Origin of the sequence: Desulfosarcina widdelii (genome assembly GCF_009688965.1) — a bacterium.
GTDB lineage: Bacteria > Desulfobacterota > Desulfobacteria > Desulfobacterales > Desulfosarcinaceae > Desulfosarcina > Desulfosarcina widdelii.
The window spans coordinates 4,824,906-4,844,581 of sequence record NZ_AP021875.1 but is presented as its reverse complement, the minus strand read 5'-3'; the positions used below and the strand labels follow the sequence as shown (position 1 = coordinate 4,844,581).

Sequence of the window (19,676 nt, the reverse complement as noted above, 5' to 3'; positions counted from 1 at the left end):
GATCGCAATCCATGATCGCCGAATCCATCGTCCAAAAATTCAAAACCATCGTGGGCAAGGACAACGCCTGGACCGATGCCGCCGACCTGCACACCTACGCTTACGACGCCGCCGTCGTCGATCCGGTTCGGCCCGGGATCGTCGTGCGGCCCACCACAACCGAAGCTTTAGGCAAGGCGGTTCGCCTGTGCAACGACAACGGCCTGCCGCTGACCGTTCGCGGAGCCGGCACCAATCTGAGCGGCGGCACCGTACCCCTGGAAAACGGCGTGGTCATCGTCACCAACGGATTGAAGTCCATCCTTGAAATCAACGAGACGGACATGTACGCCGTGGTCCAGCCCGGCGTGGTCACGGCCAAGCTGGCCGCCGCCGTGGAGGCCAAAGGCCTATTCTATCCACCCGACCCGGGCAGCCAGGCCGTCTCCACCATCGGCGGCAATGTGGCCGAAAACGCCGGCGGCCTGCGCGGACTCAAATACGGGGTCACCCGGGATTACGTCATGGGCCTGAGCTTTTTCGACGTGGAGGGCAACCTGGTCAAATCGGGATCACGAACGGTCAAATGTGCCACGGGATACAACCTCACCGGGTTGATGGTCGGCTCCGAAGGGACCTTGGGCGTTTTTGCCGGAATCATCCTCAAACTGATCCCGCTGCCGGCCCATCGCAAGGCCATGATTGCCGTTTTCGAATCCCTGGAAAAAGCTTCGGAAGCCGTAGCCGGCATCATTGCCAAGCGCATCGTTCCGGCTACCCTTGAGTTTCTGGACAATTTTACGATCCGCGCCGTCGAGGATTTCAGCAAGGCCGGCCTGCCCGTCGATGCGGCGGCCATGCTGCTGGTGGAATTGGACGGACACAAGGCCCAGGTGGAAGAAGATGCCGCCCGCGTGGAGGCATTGTGCCAATCCATGGGAGCGACCTCCATCCGCGTGGCGCAGGATGCAGCCGAGCGCGACCGCGTCTGGGCGGCCCGACGTGCGGCCCTGTCGGCCCTGGCCCAGCTCAAACCTACTCTGGTTCTGGAAGACGCGACCGTACCGCGCAGCCGCATCCCGGACATGGTGGCCGCCATCCAGGCCATCGCCAAGCGCTACAATCTGACCATCGGCACATTTGGCCACGCCGGGGACGGCAACCTGCACCCGACCATCCTCACGGACAAACGCGACACGAAAGAATGGGAGCGAGTGGAAAAGGCCATCGACGATATCTTCGACGAAGCCCTGAAAATGGGCGGGACCCTCTCCGGTGAACACGGCACCGGCACGGCCAAGTCCCGCTATCTGGAAAAAGAGACCAGTGCGGGAACAATTCTCTTCTCATCACGCATCAAACGGGCTATGGATCCCAAAAACATCCTCAACCCCGGCAAAATTATCGCCGTGAAAGAGTAGCGCTATGGCATCGATGGAAGAACTCGTCCGCCTCATGCGGGAATTGGAAGATCAGCTCGTGGTCTGTATGAAATGCGGAATGTGCCAGTCGGTCTGCCCGGTTTTCGATCAAACCGGTCGCGAGGCGGATGTGGCCCGTGGCAAACTGGCCTTGCTGGGCGGCTTGATGGAGTCCATGTTCGATGATCCCGAAGGGGTCTACCAGCGGCTCAACAAATGCCTGCTGTGCGGGTCCTGTGCCGCCAATTGCCCCAGCGGGGTCGATGTCCAGGAAATTTTTCTCAAGGCCCGCGCGATTCTCGCCGGATATATGGGCCTGCCGCCGGCCAAGCGGCTGATCCTAAAGGGGATGCTGGCCAACCCGGCCCTTTTCGACCGGCTGGCCGAATGGGGTGCCCGCTTTCAGAAGCTGTTCACCCGTCCGGTCAATGAGATCGTCGGGACCTCCTGCGCCCGGGTAATGTCGCCCCTGATCCAGGACCGCCACTTCCGCCCCCTGGCCAAGGTCCCCTTTCACAATCAGGTTCCGTTTCTGGATAAAACCGGCCGATCCGGCCTCAAAGTGGCCCTGTTCACTGGCTGCCTCATCGACAAGCTGTTTCCCTCCATCGCCCAAGCTACCCTCAAGGTGCTGGACCATTGCGATGTAGGCGTCTATCTGCCCGACAACCAGGGCTGCTGCGGCATCCCGGCCCTTTCCAGCGGCGACCTGCCCACCTTTCGGAAACTGCTGGCGCACAACCTCGAACGCTTCGATGCCGGCGAATTCGACGTCCTGGTGACCGCCTGCGCCACCTGCACGTCCACCATTCACGAAGTCTGGCCCAAAATGGCCGGACCCAAGAGCCGCGAGGCTGCCAAACGGATGGCCGACCGGACCATGGACATCAACCAATTCCTGATTAAAGAAGCCGGTCTCAAGCCACTCGCAGGTAAAAACGACAAACCACGCACGGTGACCTACCACGACCCCTGCCACCTGAAAAAAAGCCTCGGTGTATTCACGGAGCCCCGTGCCGTCATCGACGCCGCCCCGGGCTACCGGTTAAAGGAGATGGTCGAGCCGGACTGGTGCTGCGGCATGGGCGGCAGCTTCAACCTGCAGTATTATGACATCTCCAAAAACATCGGCGAGAAAAAGGCCGCCCACATCCAGGAAACCGGCGCCGATGTTGTGGCCACGGGATGTCCGGCCTGCATGATCCAGATTTCCGATATGCTCTCCAGGACCGGTGCCCGCATTGCCGTCCGCCACCCTGTTGAACTGGTTGCAGAAGCATTGGGAACGTGAGCTGATCGCCTCATCCCATCCGCCACGTACGCATTTTGAACAGGCCCGCAGCTACCCGTGAGGAATTCATAAACATCCGCATTTCCTTGAACCCACAACCGTGGTATGCGTGCCACACATTAAAAAGACGAAAAGGACAAGATCAGATGGGCGACATCGAAAAATTTCAGCAGGAGCGGGAATCTCTCAATGAACTGGTGATGAAATATGCCGGCTTGGGAACCAAGCGCTTTTACAGCCTGGACGCGCAGGCCTACCGGGAAGGGGCCCTGCCGACAAAAACCAAGGAACTTTTAGGTTTGGTGGCCAGCTTCGTTCTTCGTTGCGACGACTGCATCAAATACCACGTAATCCGCTGCCACGAAGAAGGGGTCAGCAGCGAAGAACTCGAAGAGGCGCTGTTCATCGGGTTGATCGTGGGCGGAACCATTACCATTCCCCACCAGCGCCGGGCCATGAAAGCCTGGGAAGAATTGAAAGCCAAGGGCGACGGGTGAGGCAGCAAACCATTTAAATAAGAAAGCGAGGGTTCGGCAGGAAAATGTCCTCCCGACTGGGGTCAGGAACGTTTCTTCAAAGCTTCCGAAAAGTTCGCGCGAAGCGCTTCCACCCGCTTGCGGTTGACGCCCATGTCCGAGTAGCCCAATCTCGATGCCGACCGGACATGGACCAGCGGCTGGTCAGCGGGAAAGTAGAACTCGACATCATCCACAAAGCGAAAAATTCTCGATCTGAATTCCACATGAAGGTAGTCTTCTCTCTTTTCGACGATGGTCGTCCGTGGCTGCTCAGCCAGGATCTGCACCAGGACGTCAATGGCTTGCCGCCGGTCACAGGCATAGGCAAACGGCGCGACATAACGGGCCTGATTTCTGGCGATGCTGGAAACGCAGTTGGGTCGATCCGGACAATCTTTCAAGGGAAAGGTATCGGAGCCTGCGGCAGCTTGATTGGTTTTCGAACACCCCGCCATTAAAACCCCACCGATAACCATTGCTGTTATCAATCTATTTTTCACGGCGTTACTTCCTTTGATGAGTTGATTAACAACGTTGGGTTTAAATCCAAAAAAAGCAAATAGAATTTTTCTATGAGTTTTAATCATCCTATTCAATTTAGCAATTTGCTTTCAACGGCCAGCAGGGTTAATTTTCCCGCAATCGACGGTTATCGTCGTTCAATCCGGCAAGGGCAGGTGGTTGATGGATCAGGGATTGTCTTGTATTGAACCCGGGATGACGGTATTGGAGATTGTCAGCCGCCACCGGGCAACTGAAGCGGTATTCAAAGCGTGGGATCATCGGGCAGGAGAATGCATCTGCTGCCAGGCGTTGTTCGACACCGTTCAGCAAGTGGCCGAGCGCTACCAGTTGGATCTGAACCGGTTGATGGCCGAACTCAGTGCCGCCGCCGGCCCTCCCGATGCATAATGCTAAACGATGCACCCATCCCGCGCGCTGTTATTCAATTTTTGACCAGGAGAACGGTTATGGCAGCCGATAAGCCTCCCCTGAATCCGATGCGCCTGACCGAAACGGTCAAAGGGGCCGGTTGAGCTTCTAAATTGCCTCCAGGGGACCTGGACAAAGCCTTATGCGGGTTGGAATTTCCAACCGACGCCAACGTTCTGGTGGGTCTTTCAAAGGCCGACGATGCCGGGGTGTATCGAATATCCGACGAACTGGCCCTGATCCAGACGGTGGATTTTTTCACGCCCATTGTGGATGATCCTTACTGGTTCGGGCAGATTGCCGCCGCCAACGCCCTGAGCGATGTCTACGCCATGGGCGGGGAGCCGAAAACCGCCATGAACCTGGTGGGGTTCCCTTTGAAGAAAATGGATCTTTCCATCCTGCGGCAGGTGATCCAGGGGGGCATCGACAAAGTCCGCGAAGCCGGAGCGGTGCTGCTGGGCGGCCACAGCGTGGAGGATGACGAGCTGAAATACGGGCTTTCCGTTACCGGTTTCGTCCATCCTGACCGGATTCTCGCCAAACATGGTCTCAAGGCCGGCGACCGGCTGGTGCTTACCAAGCCGCTGGGAACGGGTATCGTCAACACGGCCATCAAAGGCAACCTGGCTTCCGATGAAGTCACCCGCAGGATCGCCGCCCTCATGGCGACCCTGAACCGCACGGCCGCCGACGTGATGCAGAGATATCCGGTGCATGCCTGCACGGATATTACCGGATTCGGGCTCATCGGCCACCTTGCGGAAATGCTCGAGGGTGCGGGTTGTGGTTTGAAGATCGTGGTGGAAAAACTGCCCGTTATCGATGAAGCCCTGGAATTCTCGGCCATGGGCATGGTGCCGGGGGGCGCCCACAAAAACCGCAGCTTCCGCGAACACATGGTGGACCTGGACGAAGGCATCGATCCGTCCATGCGGGACATTCTCTACGATCCCCAGACATCCGGCGGGTTATGCATCGCCGTGGCCGCCGATTCGGCCAGGGATTTGGTGGACCACCTGCAAAGCGAAGGCGTCGAATACGCGTCCATTTTCGGTGAGGTGGTAGAATCCCCGGTCGGAAGAATTCAGGTGATGTGAGAAAAGCGAGGTCGGATTACGAAAAAGCCGAAGGTTGAATTGAGTTGTGTATGGATGCTTCTATTCTAAAACTGGAGAGATCATGAGCAAAGTAGACGCCAGGGGGCTGGCCTGTCCGGCACCGGTTCTTGCAACCAAGGCTGCCATAGAGAGCGAACACCCCGAACGCATGGAAGTTCTTGTGGACAACGATCCGTCCCGGGAAAACGTGACCCGTTTTCTCGCATCCCAGGGATATACCAGCGCAGTCGAACAGGATGGAGATGTTTATACGATCACTGCCACCCGGGGAGCGGATGCACCGCAAACCGAACCCGTGGCCGAGGCACCGGAAGGCGCCCCGACCAAAATCATGGTCATGGTGGCATCGGACTGCATGGGCACGGGTGACGATGTACTGGGCGCCAAATTGATGATCAATTTCATCAAAACCCTCAAGGAGATGGGCGACGAACTTTGGCGGCTGGTGTTCGTCAACAGCGGGGTGAAACTCACCATCGACGGCGCCGGCACCCTTGCGGACATTCAGGATCTGGAGGCCACCGGCCTGACCATCCTCGTGTGCGGTACCTGCCTGGATCACTTCAATCTGCTGGAGCGCAAGCAGGTAGGCCAGACCACCAATATGCTGGACATCGTCACCGCCATGCAACTGGCCGACAAGGTGATCAATATCTGAGAGTTAGAAGTAATAGGTCAGCCAGAGATAAACCCGATCAGCCGGCGCCAGGCGCACCGTGGTGTTGGCAGCGGTAACCTCGTAGCCGCCGTACTCACTGCCGCTGCCGCCCCATTGCCACTGCGCGCCAAAGATGGCCTGGAAATCTTCGGTCACATCCCAAACCAATTGCGGTTGGAGAACTCCTGAAGGATCGCATAGATTGACGATGGCCGTCGTATATAACTGGAGCAAAGGATGCAGTTCGATCTGCACCTGACCCGACAAATAGTAGCGCCCAACGGTGAAAAGTTCGCCGCGTTCGATCCGGTCCAATAGATCCGTATCGTCGAGAACCCGCTCGTAGTCGTCCGTGTAGCCCAGACTGTTGTAAAAGAACTCCACCAGGCCGTAGTAATTCTTCCCGCCCCAGATCCATGCAAAATCCAGGTTGGCGACTGCCTGAAGGATATCATTCCGGCCGTCGCCTTCATCGAGGCAGGTGTAAACGGTATTGACGCGCCAGGCGGCACCGCCCCAGTAGCCGCTGGCGCCCAGCCCGGCTATGGTGTCCGCGTAGTGGCGCGCGGCCATGATGTCCATTTCCATCGCTCCGACGAAGATATGATATTTGGCAGCGTATGAGGCTACGTCCTCTTCCACGTCGCCGGTGTCCGGGTCCCGCCGGGGCAGATAGAGCATCTGCAACTCTCCCGTGTTAAGCGGGAGCTGCAAATAGGCCATGTCGTCGCCCACCTTGTAGTCGCGCTGCACCGCGGTGGGCGAGAACGGGTTGAAAAGATCCATGGGGTTGAAAATCAGGCCGTCGCCCCAGGTCAGGGCCTGGCGGCCCAGGCGCAGGGTCCCCCAACCCGCAGAATGGGAGACGTTGAGACGGTCTATCCTGTGATAAGCGAGATAACGATCCTTTTCGGTGAGGAGATGGGTCAGGTCCAAAAGGCGGCGGTTATCGTCGACAATCTGCTCGGCAACGGATATCTCGGAGAGAACTGGCGGCAATGTGCCCAGTTCAAGGGTGTTCTCGTAAGTGTCGCCCCCTAAGGCCACCAGTTCATAGTGGGTCTCCATGGACCAGCGCTTGCCAAAATCGATCCGGTTTTTCAGACGCCCTTCCAACTGGCCATCGAAGTAAGGATCGTCATCCACGAATTGGTAGACAGAGTTCTCGTCCAACCAGCTCACGGTACCGATGGCCCGCAGATGGCCGCCCCATCCAACGCCCACCTCGAAAAATCCGTCCGTTTTTTCGGTCTCGGCCCCGAAAGCTGGCCGGCAGTTCGGAACTCCCGCCAGAAAGCAAAGTGCCAGCAGTACGGCCAGCAGCCGCCATGCGCTATGTTGGAGAGTAGCTTCCATCAGACGACATCAGGCCTTTCGGTTGTCCTCGGTAATGCGACCGTCCCGCAGCAGCACGATTCGCCGGGCATATTCCATGACCATGGGATCATGGGTGGAAAAGATGAAGGTCACACCTCGTTCGCGATTCATCTGCCGCATCAGCTCCAACAGGCTTTCGCCGGTTTTGGAGTCCAGGTTGGCCGTGGGTTCGTCGGCCAGAACGATATCGGGACTGGAGACGATGGCCCGGGCCACGGCCACACGCTGCTGCTGGCCGCCGGAAAGCTCGGCCGGGCGGCGGTCGTATTTTCCCTCCAGGCCGACGATATCCAGGATCTCCCTGGCCCGCTGCCTGCGCTCGGCAGTTGGCGTTCCTTGCAGCAGCATCACGTACTCCACATTCTCCACGGCCGACAGCACCGGAATCAGGTTGTAGGCCTGAAAGATGAATCCAATGTGGTGCAGACGAAGGTCCGCCATCTGGGCGTCGCTCAGTTCGTCGTAAGATTGGCCGCCAACCTTAATCTGGCCGTCGTCGGGGACGTCCAACCCGCCGATCAGGTTGAGCAGGGTCGTCTTACCCGACCCTGAAGGCCCGGCCAGGGCCAGAAACTCACCGGTTTCGGCCACCAGGTCGATTTCAGACAGGGCGGCAACACTCACCTTTCCCTGTCGATAGGTTTTGGATACTCCTTGGCAGGATACGATGGCGGTTATGGTATTCTCGCTGTTCATTTCTTTAAACTCTCCAAGTACTGAAAAGTCGAAGGAACTCTCTTTTTCAATTGTGTACCATCGCTTCCACCGGCGTGAAGCGAGCCGCCTTGATCGCCGGATAGAGACAGACCAGTAAACCCAGCAGCAGCACCACCAGGTTGGCGCTGATCACGTCCTTGGCCCAGATCACCGGAAAAATCAGCCGCGACATGCCGGCGTACTCCACCCCTTTGGCCAGGGCCGACAGGTCGATGCCGTGAAACGACAGGGCCCAACAGCTTGCCAGTCCCAGCATGTTGCCAACAACCAGGCCCATCATCAGGATGAACAGGGATTCAGTCAAAATCCCCGTGATAATACGGCCGGGACGCATTCCCAGGGCCTTGAGCAAACCGAACTCACGCATGCGTTCGAACACCGCCATCAGGGTGGTGTTGAGAATGCCGAAGCCCATGGCCACAAACACCACAACAAACCAGATCAGAATGAACGAATCGTACATCTTCAGGTAGGCTTGAAGCAGCGGAAGCGCCTCTGTCCAGGATCGCACTGCCAGATCTCGGCCGGCCAGCTCTTTCTTCAGCATTCGATCAGCTTTTTCGGTTTGGTCGTGGTCGGGCAGTAAAATGGCGATTTCCGACACCGCTTCCCCTATTTTCAGCATCTTCTGGGCGGCTGGAAGGGGCACGAAAATATAGCTTTTCTCGGTGGCCTCCATTTCCGCCTGGAAGATGCCCCGGATACGAAAGGCCCGCGAGGCGATGCGGCCCTCGGCATCCTGCGACATCACGATCAGTTTGCGTCCCAGCCCGGTCTCGAACTGCTCAGCCAGGGCCCGACCCACCACCACGGCGTTGGCCTCCCCGGCTTTCAGGTAGCTGCCCTGGGTAACGGCCGTACCGATAAACGACAACCGGGCCTCCTTTTCCGGATCGATGCCCACCAGGATGGCGCCTTTGTTGTGGCGTGCGTTGTTGACCACGGCGTTGACCCGCACCCGTTGAGTCCACTGGCTGCCTGCGGGCAAGCTCTCCGCCAGAATGGGTTCAATGCCGGCGGGGTCGGCGATGCGGTAGTCGATAGAAGGGTCCTGCGGATAGCTGGTCTGCTGAATCTGGATATGGCCGGTCAGGGTGTTGATGCCGTTGTGGATCATTCCTGCCAGGATACCGCGCATCAGGGCGCCCAGAAAAATCATGCTCCACACGCCGATGACCACGGCGATCAGGATCACACCGGTACGGCGCGGGTTGCGCCAGATATTGCGCCAGGCAATCTGGACGTTCATCGCAGTCCTCTTTTTGTAGTTACGAAACCGGCCTATCGCTGGCGCATGGCTTCCACCGGCTTTAACTTTCTGATTTTCAAGGCCGGATAAAGAGCCGCCAGCAGGGTAATCAGCAATACCGCCAAGGGGCCGGCCGTGATGGAAATTGCCGTCAATCGCGGATAGAGCGTGTCCGGAATGCCGAACTGACGAGAAATCTCATTGGCGCCCAGATTGATTCCGTGATGCATGAAATAGAACGTCACCAGGCAGCCCAACACCATGCCGGCAGCCACCCCCACCAGGGTCATGCCGGTTGATTCGGCCAGGACCAGCCGCGTCAGCCGCTGCGGCTTGGTCCCCATCGCCATCATCACGCCAAACTCGTAGGTACGCTCGAAAATGGCCATCAGAAACGTGTTCAGGATGCTGAAGGCGACCACCATGATCAGGATCAGGTAGAAAATGCTGCCGCTGACCAGGTCCATGTTGATGGCCTGCCGCAACCCCGGCATCAGGTCCTCCCAGTCCAGCACCACCAGATCCGCTTTCGCCGCCAGGCCCGCCAACTTGTCCTGCAGGGCTGCCTTGATGACGGGAGCGCCCGACAGGCGGCGCCCCACGACCACGATCTCGTGAACAGCCATGTCCATAGTAAAGATCGCCTGGAAATCCGCCAGCGGAATCTGAATGGCGCTGCGATCGAAATCGTCCATGCCCGAACTGTAGATACCCCGGACGCGCACCACCGTGGCGGCAATGGAACCGTCGCGGCCCTGTCCCAGGACAGTCAACTCATCGCCGACCGCCACTTTCAGGTTGCGGGCCAGTAGATTGCCGATCAGCGCGTCGGGAAGCCCTTCCTCCACCGGATCGTCCGACAGGTACTCCCCTTGGCGGATAATTTTCGGCAGGGTCGACACTTGCGCCTCTGCCTCTGGTACAATTCCTTCGACCATCACCCCGTAAGCCCGGTCCGCCGACGAGACCAACGCGAAGGCCCGGGCGCGGGGAGCATGGGCCAACACCTCCGGCATGGCATCCAGGGCCTGCTGGACCGGCCGAGGATCGGCAATCACCTGACGGATCTTCTGATCGGCCTGGTAGCCGCGCGCCTGAACCTGCAAATGACCGGTGTGGATCCTAACCGAGGCGTTGATCATGGTGTCGTAGCTGCCGAACTGAAACGACAGCATGAAGACCAGCAGTACGCAGGCAAAGGCGATGGCCGCAATGGTCAACAGGGTACGGCGGGGGTTGCGCCAGATATTGCGCCAGGCCATCTTGACGTCAACGGGCACCATCTTACCTCCGGTTTAAGGTTTTCAGGGCGTTGATGGTGAAAGTCGACTCGGGCAGATCATCCAGAAACGCCACCGAATGATAGTTCAACAGGGTGTATTCTTCCGGCCGGTCGGTCTCGTGCATCTTCCAGATTTTGGGAAACAGACGCCCACCCATGGGCTGGATCTGATCGGCGGTCATGAGTTTGACCGACACCAGGTCCTCATCGAAGTACTCCTGGGAAAGCAGCACATCGTCGTCCCGAACCTTGAGAATCTGCATGCCCCAGACCACCGGCGCGGCCGGCTTGGGCATCGACTTGATCACGTAGACCGTATGGCCTTCGTGGGTTTCGGTGCCGATGTGACTGTGGGTGTAATCGTTGAGAATGCTGTCGCTTTTGGCCAGGTCGTTGTTGGAGAAATCCGACCCCATCCAGGACTGGGACATCAGGGCCGGCGGCAGCTTGATCACCCGATTGACCTTGGGATTGTAGGTCCACATCTCGTGGCCGTTTTTCAGGGTACCGTTGCCTTCATCCTTGGCCGGGGCCGTAATCCGGATCAGGCTTTTGTCGGTGCCTTTGGTCCAACCCACCATGCGCATGCTTCGCTCCCAGGTGGGACGATGGATGATCATCTCAACCTCGGCTTCGGACGCCTTGCCCCGGTAATGATTGAAACCGGCTTCGATAATGGCGGCCGCATCCGGCGGGTCCTGGGCCAGTGCCGGAAGGGTTGCCAGAAAAAATCCGGCTGCCATCAGAATCAATGCCCATCGCATACCAACCTCCCCGTTTGGGTGGGTGCTCATTAATGAACTCCTTTGACTTCAGAAGAATCCATCACTACATCGATTCAGGAAGATGTCGCCGGCTGCAAGCCTCGCAACACCACCTTCAAAAACAAACGCGAAGTGGCCAGGGCATCGAAATCCGGATCCAGCCAGGCTTGCAGCAGCAGGGCATCCCAGGTACCGATCAGGGCGGAGGCAACGGCCTGGGCGTCGCTTTCGGCCGACACCTCGCCATTGGCCTGGGCCGCTTCAATCAAATCCCCGACAACGATCCGTAGATCGCGGTAGCCTTTCTGGAAAGCCTCCTTGAACCGCTTACGGCTTGGCGAGGATGCCGTGGCCGACCAGAACTCCATCACGAGCGCATACATCTCGAGCTGCCCGAGCCAGGATTGAATCATACCGTCCGATAGCTGTCGCATTCGCTCCGAAAAGGGTTCGTCCGACACGGTTGCTATGGCGGCAATGGTATCTTCGGCGCCCTGCATGGTCGCTTCGAACACCGCAAAAAACAGATCTTCCTTGCTTCGAAAATACTCGTAGATAGTGCCCTTGCCCACCGAGGCGGTTTCGGCCACCTCGATGATCCGGGCATTTGCGTATCCTTTGCGGGCAAACATCTGCCCGGCTGCATCCAGAATCGCTTTCCTTCGATTGGGGTCCGCTTTACGTGCCACGAGCTGCTTCCTGTTCGGGTCTATAAAATTTTTTATATCACGTAAAAATGATCGCCAATACCGACCAGTCGGTCAATAATTAATACTCGACGATCACCTTGTCAACCCTTTTTCAGACGACGATCACTCTTCGACAATCGCCACCGGCCGCGTCCAACCCGCGCTGGCGCCTTTGATCTTGACCGGAAAACAGCACACGCTGAATCCATGCGGCCGGCCGATAGCCGACAAGTTGGCCATCTTCTCCATGTGGCAGTATCCAATATCGATGCCGGCGAAATGCGCCTCCCAGATCACTTTGGCGTCGCCCGACTGCTGAAAGTCTGCGGCCTGAAACGGCAGGGGGCGATCCCAGCTCCAGGTGTCGATTCCCACGACCTTCACCCCTTTTTTGGTCAGAAAAAGAGTACTCTCACGACTCATCCCCGCCCCTTTGACCAGATATTGCTCCGTTCCCCAGGCAGCGTCGGCACCGGTCCAGACGAGAACGATGTCCAGCGGTTTGATTTCATATCCGATGCGTTCCAACTCGTTTTCGACATCTTCGACCGTAATCCGTTCTCCGTCTGCTTTGTGACGAAAGTCGAGCAGCACTCCGTCGTTGAAACACCACTCCAACGGAATTTCGTCAATGGTCAGCGCCTTTTTCCCGTTGTCCATGGTCGGATGGTAGTGATACGGAGCATCCAGATGGGTCCCGGTATGCGTATAAAGCGTGATTTGCTCGACGGCCCAACCGAGACCTCCGGGCAAATCTTTTTTTTCGACACCCGGAAAAAACAGCTTCATCTGCTCGGCACCCATTTCATGGGTCAGGTAGTCGATCTTTGGAATCATCATGGGCGGGTCGCTGGGAAGGTCTGCCTCGATGCTGATGCTCAAATCCACAAAACGCTTTTTTCCCATATCGGAGCCTTTCTTTTTAAAAGGTCAGCACATCTCCATCATTGGGAATATGCGCCTTGGAAAGCAGGTTGTTGTTTTTTAACGCTTGTTTCAATTGTTCACGGGTGGTTGGGCAGTGGTTCAGGGCTTCGAGGTGATTCGCAATAACTATTCCGGGAGCGGTACGAACAAATTGAAGCAGTTCATCCATCGCCATCAGGATCGGTTTGCTGATGTCCAGGGTTGCGGTTCCCGCCGCCATGATCGCAATGTCCGGCTTGAGTTCGGTCAACGCCCGCTCAACATCGGCCGTGTAAACCGTATCGCCGCTGATGTAGATGGATGGCTCACCGGGAAACTGGAGAAAATATCCGGCACCGCTTGCCATGAAATTATGGATCCAGCTGTGGCCATGCCGGGCGGGAATCGCTGTAATCTCTCCCTCGAACAGGGGTTCCGGTTTCCAATATTCCAACTCGGTTTGAATGTTCAGACCATATTTCTTCAATACTTCTGCATCGCGTGCAAGCGTTGCAATAGGTGTGTTTTTTTCACGAAGGAACTTCTCGCCCGAAATGTCCAGGTGGTCGGTATGCTGCAACGCCTTGATACCGAATTTCTGGCTGTGGGTAATCAGGCAGTCGGTAACTTTTTCCAATATGGAAGCGGCATTCGGCGGCAGGTCTACCAGTGGATTTCTTCTTGGTTTATAACGGATATAAGAGAACGGAGGAATGGAGCCTTTAGCCCCAAGCATCGGGTCGATGAGTACGAAATGCCTATTGGACTCAATGATGCAGGTGGCGCTTCTCAAATGATGGATTTTCATTCTGCATTCTCTTTCACGTAACGGCCGGGTCGGATGGATCATGTAAGGGTATGAAGTCCAACGCAACGCACGGCTCGTCGCCGATCACCCAAGCATCGCTCCCCGGTTCGATTTCGAATGCACATCCCGCCTCGATCTCAACCTGATTCCCGGATGTATCGCTAACCATCATGCGGCCACTGATGATATAGCCAATGTGATTCTCCGATTCCTTGCCGGTCTGTGGCCCTGCATGCAAAGACCACCGCCAACCGGGCTGATATGTCCCCAATCCAATGGCGGCCGTTCTGAGGGCCGTGTATGCCCGCGTACTGCCGTCAATGAACATCCGAACGCTATCTTTATTTCTCGGAGTTCCTTTAACGATTCCTGACTGGGGTTTTGTATTTATTTTTTCCATAACCTGAAATCGCCAGATATCTATTTGGTCCTCCTGAAGCCGGATGATGCAGACAGATCTTATTCACTGACAGTAATAAATTCTTTTAAATCCGATTTGAGGACTCTTTCCAATTCGAAGATGTTTTGCTCTTTTGTTTCAGTAAACAAAAATCCGAAAACAGGATATTCTTCGTAATCGATTTTCCGTAATTCAAGTGGCTTTTCGAAATTGGACAGCAATCGATCATAGTCAAATGAAGCGATTTGAGTTCCTTCTATTCCGGTAGAATTGTCAAGGACAACGATGCTGTAAAGTTTTCCTTCCTTATTTTTTAGAATTTCTTTCCATTCCGGTCGTTTTTGTGAAAAATAAAGAACATAAGGATTGAATCCATAGGCCAGGTGGGCCGCATCGGCGGTTGAACACCAGCCGCCAAATCTCATTGGATTGATCTCGATTGGCAATACTGAACCGTTACGATCCCGTCTGATCTCAGCGTGGACAGGAAAATTTCTCACACCAGATAGTCTCCCGATTTCCTTCAGGAATGCATAAAATTGGTCAATATTGTTTTCTATGATTTCTTTCGATGAAATATAGACACGATCACTTACATCTTCGTTGGAAGAAAATATGTGTTTATGAATATTGAGAATAACCGGGTCACCCTTAGCGTCAAAATAGGCATCGACTGCGAATTCTTCGCCTTCAATGCACTGTTCGATAATGAATGACTTTGTGTTCAGAACCTCCGTTGGATATAAGTCTTTGGCCCGGTGCACCTCCGTTCTTATAGCTTCTTTTACTTGCTCCCATTTTCCGGGGCCCGTGACTTTGTATACGCCCATGCTAAAAAAACCAACGGCAGGTTTAATTATAAATGGCATAGGAATATTTTCCAAAGACAAATCGTCCAATTCATATAGTTGTATTTCTCTGAAATAGAAATCAGGATACATTGGCTCGATCAGGGTTCGGAACTTTGCCTTGTCTTTGAATAATTCGATTTTTTTGGGAAGTTTTGTGGACGACAAATGTTTGGCAATCCATCCGATAGCGTTTTCAGATGTCGTGTAGATCAGGATATTTTCTGAGGACTTTGCTTGTTGAATCGCTTTCTCTTCATCAAGCATATTCAATCCGTTATTGAAACCAAGTTTTTCTGCAATTTCCGTTTTGACAACAGGAAATCCGTTTTGTTTAATTGTTTTTCTTAAAAAATCAGAAATATATGGCTTGTCTACAAAAATCATTTTTCCACATTCTATTTGTTTTTATGTCAATGGATTACTCTGGTGCGACTACGGCTCAAGGCTCACTGATTGACCGACGCCATTCCTTCAGGATCGTACCGGTCCCCCAGAACCTTGTCGGCCAGATTATTGAGCACGCCGCGGTCTTCATCGGTAAGCCGGCAGTCAAGCGCCCCCAAATTGGTTTCCAGATTGGCGAGCCGGGTCGTGCCGGGAATAGCAACGACATGATCCCCCTGGCCCAATACCCAGGCCAAAGCAACCTGCGCTGCAACGCAACCCCGTTGGGCAGCAATCTCCTTGATGGCCTCGACCAGTTTGAGGTTGCCCTCGATATTGCCCGGCTTAAATCGAGGCTGCATCTGGGCACGGAAATCCGTCTCGTTGGTAGGCCGCTCGCTGGCCGAATTATAGCGGCCCGTCAACATTCCCCGGCCTAAGGGCGAATAAGCGACCAGGCTAATGTTCAGCTCCAAGCAGGTGGGAAGAATGTCCCGCTCGATATCCCGACTGAAAATCGAATACTCTGTCTGAAGGGCGGTAATGGGAAAAACGGTGCTTGCCCGTCTAATCGTCTCAGGCGAAGCCTCCGACAACCCGATTGCTCCGATTTTACCTTCTTCAACCAGCTTCGCCATCTCTCCCACCGTCTCTTCGATCGGAGTCGATGGATCCACACGGTGGAGATAGTAAAGATCAATCCTGTCCGTACCCAGTCGCTGAAGACTCTTTTCGCAGGAACTGCGGACATTGGCCGGAGAGCCATCCACCCCTAAAAAGGCACCCGTAGCCGGATCCCTTTGGGGCCCAAACTTGGTGGCCAGTACGATCTGATCCCAGCGCCCGGCAAATGCCTTGCCCAGTAACTGCTCATTGCGCCCTTGACCGTAAAGTTCCGCGGTATCAAAGTGTGTAACGCCCAAGTCTACCGCCCGGTGGAGTAAACGAATGGCTTCCGACTCTTGGGCGGGCGGCCCGTAAAACTCGGAAAGACCCATGCAGCCCAGTCCAACAGCCGATACCGAAATACCTGATTTTCCAAGATTACGTGAAATCATATATCCTCCTCGATCCTAAAGCCTGACCTTGACCTCAAAACCAAATGTTTCCTAACGGCCGGATTGTTGGGCGGTGTGGAACCTAATCAGCGCTGAAGTCCAGTCGCCACCGGGGCATTCCACCGACTACAATAAACCAGATAAAATACCTCCTTTAAAAAACCTTTCCAAGAGCTATGGCCCCGGTGGTCTCCTATACTTATTGTTAGCCCCAATTTATAAGCTGTGCTGTCTTTCTCTGATATTCTTCTTGTATCTCTCTGATTTCTTCAATATTGATTTGGGTTAAGCCTTTTCTGGCATTTTCCAATACATATTTATTAAACCACTCTATTGCATATTTATCGGCTTCATCTTCTTGCTCCTCATTTTCTTTGGACGACAACTCCTCAGGAGGAGAATGTTTTAAGATAGCATGGGCAATTTCATGTAAAATACAGAAAATGAAATATCTAAATTCTCTATCAGCCTCGCAAGCTCCTGCTGGTATGTAGGTAAATATCCAAGGAGACAGGACAACTATTTCGTCATGTTTACAGATTTTTTGTGCTAAGCGACAAGCGTCGCTGTTGAGCGTAGTAATTGCAATTTTCCCGTTTATTTGATTCCAGATATTGTCAGGCAGATAGCAAAGAGCCGTTTCAACGATTCCATTATTTAATATGCCACAATATAGCATTTCTCTTCTATATTCTCGGTTAACCATTGATTATCAGGTCAATTTGACCTGATAAGTTGACATTGAGGCGGGCAAATTTGATAGTCTCGTAAAAATCGAAACTGCCAATATAGCGTCATTCCGGCGAAGGCCGGAATCCATTTGTATCAATACGTTCTGGATACCGGATCGAGTCCGGCATGACGAGCCAGTCACTTTTTACGAGTTCATCAAATTTTCCCTTTTTTGATATCAAGGTCGACAATCCCATCCTGACATGAACCCTGCCCATAATTGGTCAAAAAACCCAACACATAGAACATGTGCTATTTTGAACCGAGTCGCCCACAACCATCAGTGCTCGTACTGCTTGGCGTAGGCGGCATCGTTGTAAAGCCCCTCGCCGTATCGGTCCACGCCGTACATGCGGACGATCTGCTGCCCCTCATCAGATACAAGGAAGTCGACAAACGCGGCCGCCATGGGCTGGGCCGGTGTGGCACCATCCGGTTGGCACAGGGCATGGTAGGTATTGATCAGCACCGGATCGCCGCGGAAGAGAATCTTGAGGTTGCCCAGTTCCTTTTTGGCGGCCACCCAGGTGCTGCTGTCCGTCATGAAATAGCCCTTGGATTTATCGGCCATTTTCAAGGTGGCCATCATGAAGGTCTTGGTGATTTGATACCAGTCACCCGCCGGTTGGATGCCGGCCGTTTTCCAGATGAACATCTCCTTTTTGTGGGTACCGGAATTGTCGCCCCGCGAGAAAAAGGTCGATCGGGCATCTGCGATGCGCTTGTACGCATCGGCCGCCGTTTTCGCACCGGCAATGCCGGCCGGATCGGCCGTGGGGCCGACGATGTAAAACTCGTTGGAGCCCAGCAGGCTGCGTTTGATGGCCCAGCCGTCCGCAACGGCCTGTTTTTCTGCTGCCGGGGCATGCACCATGATGACATCGACGGCTTTCGCTTGAAGCAGCTTGAGCGATTTTCCCGATCCCGCTTTTTTCCAGCACAGCCGCACCGAATGGTTCTCGTTGAAGGCCCGGGCCAGAACTTCCACCAGCCCCAGTTCGCCGGGGCTGCCGGTGGCCAGGCGCAGGGTGGTGTCTCCCTGGCCATAGACCGCCTTACAATCTTCCTGGCCGACTGCGTTCAGCGGAAAAAGAAAAAAGATCATAGCAAGGGCAAGAATCGATATTACGGTGGTTTTGCGTTGCATGGGACGCCTCCTTGTTGAATGGTGGGTACCTGATGGAATGGTGGATCTTTGGCGAGCAATTATGGATAACGAATAAGACATCCGCATGTCAACAACACAAAACTGTAATAATTAGAAATTCTTATTATCACCAATGACAACCCAAACCGACACCGATTACTGACCGGCCGCCACCTCCGGTTCCATCTCGGAAAGCACCCGCCGCATCTGTTTGAGCCCCTGGCGGATGCGGTTTTCGTTCTCCACCAAGGCCAGCCGCAGGTAGCCGTCGCCCTCTTCGCCGAAGCCCGCACCGGGGGTCACGGCCACATTGGCCCGCTCCATCATCTCGACGGCGAACTTCAGCGACCCCATTTGGCACCAGGGTTCCGGAATCTTCACCCACACGAACATACCGGCTTTGGGCTTTTCCACCGGCCAGCCCATGCGTTCCAACCCCTCGCACATGACATCCCTCCTGCTCTGGTAGAGCTGGGCCTGGGCGGCGATGTCTTCCTCGCAGTCGCGCATGGCCACGATGCCGGCAATCTGGATAGGGGAAAAGATGCCGTAGTCATAATATCCCTTGATGCGGCCCAGTCCCTCGATGATTTTCGGGTTCCCAACGCAATAGCCCACCCGCCAGCCGGCCATGTTGTAGGATTTGGAAAAGGAGCCGAACTCCACCCCGACATCGATGGCGCCGGGGACTTCGAGAAAACTGGGTGCCGTGTAGCCGTCGAAGGTGATGCGGGCATAGGCGAAATCGTTGACCACCATGAAATTGTAGCGTTTGGCCAGGTCCACGATCTGTGCGAAAAAGTCCCTGGAGGCCAGGGTTCCCGTCGGGTTGTGGGGATAGTTGAGCATCAGCAGCCGGGGCCCCGGGGTCAACGACTCGCACATGGTGGTGATGCGCGCGACGAATTCGTCCTCCGAAGCGATGGGTACCCGGATCACGCTGGCGCCGGCGATAACGGCGGCGTATACGTGAATGGGAAAGGCCGGCGCCGCCACCAGCACCGTATCTCCCGGCCCCACCAGGGCCAGGCAAAGGTGAGAAATGCCCTCTTTGGATCCAATGGTGCAGATGACCTCGTTCTCCGAATCCAGATCCACCTGATAGTTGCGCTGATAATAAAGGGCGATTTCCCGACGCAGGTTGCGCATGCCGCCGGCCACGGGGTAGCGATGGGTCTTGGGATCCTGAGCCACGTCACAAAGCTTTTCGATGACCGTTTCCGGCGCCGGGTCCACCGGATTGCCCATGCCCAGGTCGATGACATCCTCCCCGTTCCAGCGGCGCTCCATCTTCATTTTGTTGATCATGCCGAACAGGTAGGGGGGCAGTTGGGACATGCGTTCGGCGAATCGGATCGTCTTTTCGTCCGTCATGGTTTTCTCCTTCTCGC

Annotated in this window: 20 protein-coding genes; 6 read left to right on the top strand and 14 right to left on the bottom strand. The window is 55.3% G+C overall.

What is annotated here, in order from left to right; genetic code table 11:
• Window positions 1–11 precede the first annotated feature (11 nt).
• The 3 genes from GN111_RS22270 to GN111_RS22260 all read left to right on the top strand — a co-directional run bounded on the left by GN111_RS22270 (window position 12) and on the right by GN111_RS22260 (window position 3,188).
• The gene (locus GN111_RS22270) at window positions 12–1,400 is read left to right on the top strand and encodes an FAD-binding oxidoreductase (RefSeq protein WP_155305867.1); all 1,389 of its coding nucleotides are present in this window, start codon (window positions 12–14) and stop codon (window positions 1,398–1,400) included.
• A gap of 4 nt (window positions 1,401–1,404) precedes the next feature.
• Window positions 1,405–2,691 carry a (Fe-S)-binding protein gene (locus GN111_RS22265; protein WP_155305866.1) on the top strand — a complete coding sequence of 429 codons (1,287 nt, stop codon included), beginning with the start codon at window positions 1,405–1,407 and terminating at the stop codon, window positions 2,689–2,691.
• Between the two features lie 146 nt (window positions 2,692–2,837).
• On the top strand, window positions 2,838–3,188 hold the full coding sequence (locus GN111_RS22260; protein WP_155305865.1) for a carboxymuconolactone decarboxylase family protein: 351 nt from the start codon (window positions 2,838–2,840) through the stop codon (window positions 3,186–3,188).
• A gap of 62 nt (window positions 3,189–3,250) precedes the next feature.
• Here the strand turns inward: GN111_RS22260 and GN111_RS22255 are convergent, their stop codons facing one another.
• Window positions 3,251–3,709, bottom strand: coding sequence for a DUF1499 domain-containing protein (locus tag GN111_RS22255; protein ID WP_170302413.1), 459 nt, complete (start codon window positions 3,707–3,709; stop codon window positions 3,251–3,253).
• A gap of 217 nt (window positions 3,710–3,926) precedes the next feature.
• Here GN111_RS22255 and GN111_RS22250 point away from each other — a divergent pair, with 217 nt between their 5' ends.
• From GN111_RS22250 to yedF, 3 genes are all read left to right on the top strand, one after another.
• The gene (locus GN111_RS22250; RefSeq protein WP_231715528.1) at window positions 3,927–4,121 is read left to right on the top strand and encodes a hypothetical protein; all 195 of its coding nucleotides are present in this window, start codon (window positions 3,927–3,929) and stop codon (window positions 4,119–4,121) included.
• An 89-nt stretch (window positions 4,122–4,210) separates the two neighbouring features.
• Window positions 4,211–5,242, top strand: a complete 1,032-nt coding sequence (gene selD / locus GN111_RS22245; RefSeq protein ID WP_155308108.1) for a selenide, water dikinase SelD — start codon at window positions 4,211–4,213, stop codon at window positions 5,240–5,242.
• Window positions 5,243–5,324: 82 nt separating this feature from the next.
• Window positions 5,325–5,921 carry a sulfurtransferase-like selenium metabolism protein YedF gene (gene yedF, locus GN111_RS22240; protein ID WP_155305862.1) on the top strand — a complete coding sequence of 199 codons (597 nt, stop codon included), beginning with the start codon at window positions 5,325–5,327 and terminating at the stop codon, window positions 5,919–5,921.
• A gap of 3 nt (window positions 5,922–5,924) precedes the next feature.
• On the opposite strand, the gene GN111_RS22235 is transcribed toward yedF, so the two are convergent.
• The 13 genes from GN111_RS22235 to GN111_RS22175 form a co-directional block, all read right to left on the bottom strand.
• Window positions 5,925–7,277: a hypothetical protein gene (locus tag GN111_RS22235; protein WP_155305861.1), complete on the bottom strand. Its 1,353-nt coding sequence runs from the start codon at window positions 7,275–7,277 to the stop codon at window positions 5,925–5,927.
• Window positions 7,278–7,286: 9 nt separating this feature from the next.
• Complete coding sequence (locus GN111_RS22230; RefSeq protein WP_155305860.1) at window positions 7,287–7,994, bottom strand: ABC transporter ATP-binding protein; 708 nt, start codon at window positions 7,992–7,994, stop codon at window positions 7,287–7,289.
• Window positions 7,995–8,040: 46 nt separating this feature from the next.
• Window positions 8,041–9,264, bottom strand: coding sequence for an ABC transporter permease (locus GN111_RS22225; RefSeq protein ID WP_155305859.1), 1,224 nt, complete (start codon window positions 9,262–9,264; stop codon window positions 8,041–8,043).
• A gap of 32 nt (window positions 9,265–9,296) precedes the next feature.
• Window positions 9,297–10,547 (bottom strand): ABC transporter permease, encoded by a 1,251-nt coding sequence (locus tag GN111_RS22220; RefSeq protein ID WP_231715527.1) that lies wholly within the window; start codon window positions 10,545–10,547, stop codon window positions 9,297–9,299.
• A 1-nt stretch (window position 10,548) separates the two neighbouring features.
• On the bottom strand, window positions 10,549–11,340 hold the full coding sequence (locus GN111_RS22215) for an outer membrane lipoprotein-sorting protein (protein WP_155305858.1): 792 nt from the start codon (window positions 11,338–11,340) through the stop codon (window positions 10,549–10,551).
• A gap of 44 nt (window positions 11,341–11,384) precedes the next feature.
• Window positions 11,385–11,999, bottom strand: coding sequence for a TetR/AcrR family transcriptional regulator (locus tag GN111_RS22210; protein WP_155305857.1), 615 nt, complete (start codon window positions 11,997–11,999; stop codon window positions 11,385–11,387).
• A 123-nt stretch (window positions 12,000–12,122) separates the two neighbouring features.
• Window positions 12,123–12,905, bottom strand: a complete 783-nt coding sequence (locus GN111_RS22205) for a cyclase family protein (protein WP_155305856.1) — start codon at window positions 12,903–12,905, stop codon at window positions 12,123–12,125.
• A gap of 16 nt (window positions 12,906–12,921) precedes the next feature.
• Window positions 12,922–13,755, bottom strand: coding sequence for an MBL fold metallo-hydrolase (locus tag GN111_RS22200; RefSeq protein ID WP_197740398.1), 834 nt, complete (start codon window positions 13,753–13,755; stop codon window positions 12,922–12,924).
• Between the two features lie 417 nt (window positions 13,756–14,172).
• Window positions 14,173–15,348 (bottom strand): ATP-grasp domain-containing protein, encoded by a 1,176-nt coding sequence (locus GN111_RS22195; protein WP_155305855.1) that lies wholly within the window; start codon window positions 15,346–15,348, stop codon window positions 14,173–14,175.
• Between the two features lie 62 nt (window positions 15,349–15,410).
• The gene (locus GN111_RS22190) at window positions 15,411–16,406 is read right to left on the bottom strand and encodes an aldo/keto reductase (RefSeq protein ID WP_155305854.1); all 996 of its coding nucleotides are present in this window, start codon (window positions 16,404–16,406) and stop codon (window positions 15,411–15,413) included.
• A 205-nt stretch (window positions 16,407–16,611) separates the two neighbouring features.
• Window positions 16,612–17,112, bottom strand: coding sequence for an ImmA/IrrE family metallo-endopeptidase (locus GN111_RS22185; RefSeq protein ID WP_155305853.1), 501 nt, complete (start codon window positions 17,110–17,112; stop codon window positions 16,612–16,614).
• Window positions 17,113–17,418: 306 nt separating this feature from the next.
• Window positions 17,419–18,285, bottom strand: coding sequence for an ABC transporter substrate-binding protein (locus tag GN111_RS22180; protein WP_155305852.1), 867 nt, complete (start codon window positions 18,283–18,285; stop codon window positions 17,419–17,421).
• Window positions 18,286–18,441: 156 nt separating this feature from the next.
• Window positions 18,442–19,659, bottom strand: coding sequence for an aminotransferase class I/II-fold pyridoxal phosphate-dependent enzyme (locus GN111_RS22175; RefSeq protein WP_155305851.1), 1,218 nt, complete (start codon window positions 19,657–19,659; stop codon window positions 18,442–18,444).
• Window positions 19,660–19,676: the final 17 nt, after the last annotated feature.

Bases quoted from the DNA above. Each gene is read 5' to 3' on its own strand.
- GN111_RS22205 (WP_155305856.1), bottom strand. From the start codon at position 12,905: ATGGGAAAAAAGCGTTTTGTGGATTTGAGCATCAGCATCGAGGCAGAC.
- GN111_RS22220 (WP_231715527.1), bottom strand. From the start codon at position 10,547: ATGGTGCCCGTTGACGTCAAGATGGCCTGGCGCAATATCTGGCGCAAC.
- GN111_RS22215 (WP_155305858.1), bottom strand. From the start codon at position 11,340: ATGAGCACCCACCCAAACGGGGAGGTTGGTATGCGATGGGCATTGATT.
- GN111_RS22235 (WP_155305861.1), bottom strand. From the start codon at position 7,277: ATGGAAGCTACTCTCCAACATAGCGCATGGCGGCTGCTGGCCGTACTG.
- GN111_RS22175 (WP_155305851.1), bottom strand. From the start codon at position 19,659: ATGACGGACGAAAAGACGATCCGATTCGCCGAACGCATGTCCCAACTG.
- GN111_RS22250 (WP_231715528.1), top strand. From the start codon at position 3,927: ATGACGGTATTGGAGATTGTCAGCCGCCACCGGGCAACTGAAGCGGTA.
- yedF (WP_155305862.1), top strand. From the start codon at position 5,325: ATGAGCAAAGTAGACGCCAGGGGGCTGGCCTGTCCGGCACCGGTTCTT.
- GN111_RS22260 (WP_155305865.1), top strand. From the start codon at position 2,838: ATGGGCGACATCGAAAAATTTCAGCAGGAGCGGGAATCTCTCAATGAA.
- GN111_RS22225 (WP_155305859.1), bottom strand. From the start codon at position 9,264: ATGAACGTCCAGATTGCCTGGCGCAATATCTGGCGCAACCCGCGCCGT.
- GN111_RS22230 (WP_155305860.1), bottom strand. From the start codon at position 7,994: ATGAACAGCGAGAATACCATAACCGCCATCGTATCCTGCCAAGGAGTA.
- GN111_RS22200 (WP_197740398.1), bottom strand. From the start codon at position 13,755: ATGATCCATCCGACCCGGCCGTTACGTGAAAGAGAATGCAGAATGAAA.
- GN111_RS22265 (WP_155305866.1), top strand. From the start codon at position 1,405: ATGGCATCGATGGAAGAACTCGTCCGCCTCATGCGGGAATTGGAAGAT.
- GN111_RS22270 (WP_155305867.1), top strand. From the start codon at position 12: ATGATCGCCGAATCCATCGTCCAAAAATTCAAAACCATCGTGGGCAAG.
- GN111_RS22190 (WP_155305854.1), bottom strand. From the start codon at position 16,406: ATGATTTCACGTAATCTTGGAAAATCAGGTATTTCGGTATCGGCTGTT.
- GN111_RS22185 (WP_155305853.1), bottom strand. From the start codon at position 17,112: ATGGTTAACCGAGAATATAGAAGAGAAATGCTATATTGTGGCATATTA.
- GN111_RS22195 (WP_155305855.1), bottom strand. From the start codon at position 15,348: ATGATTTTTGTAGACAAGCCATATATTTCTGATTTTTTAAGAAAAACA.
- GN111_RS22180 (WP_155305852.1), bottom strand. From the start codon at position 18,285: ATGCAACGCAAAACCACCGTAATATCGATTCTTGCCCTTGCTATGATC.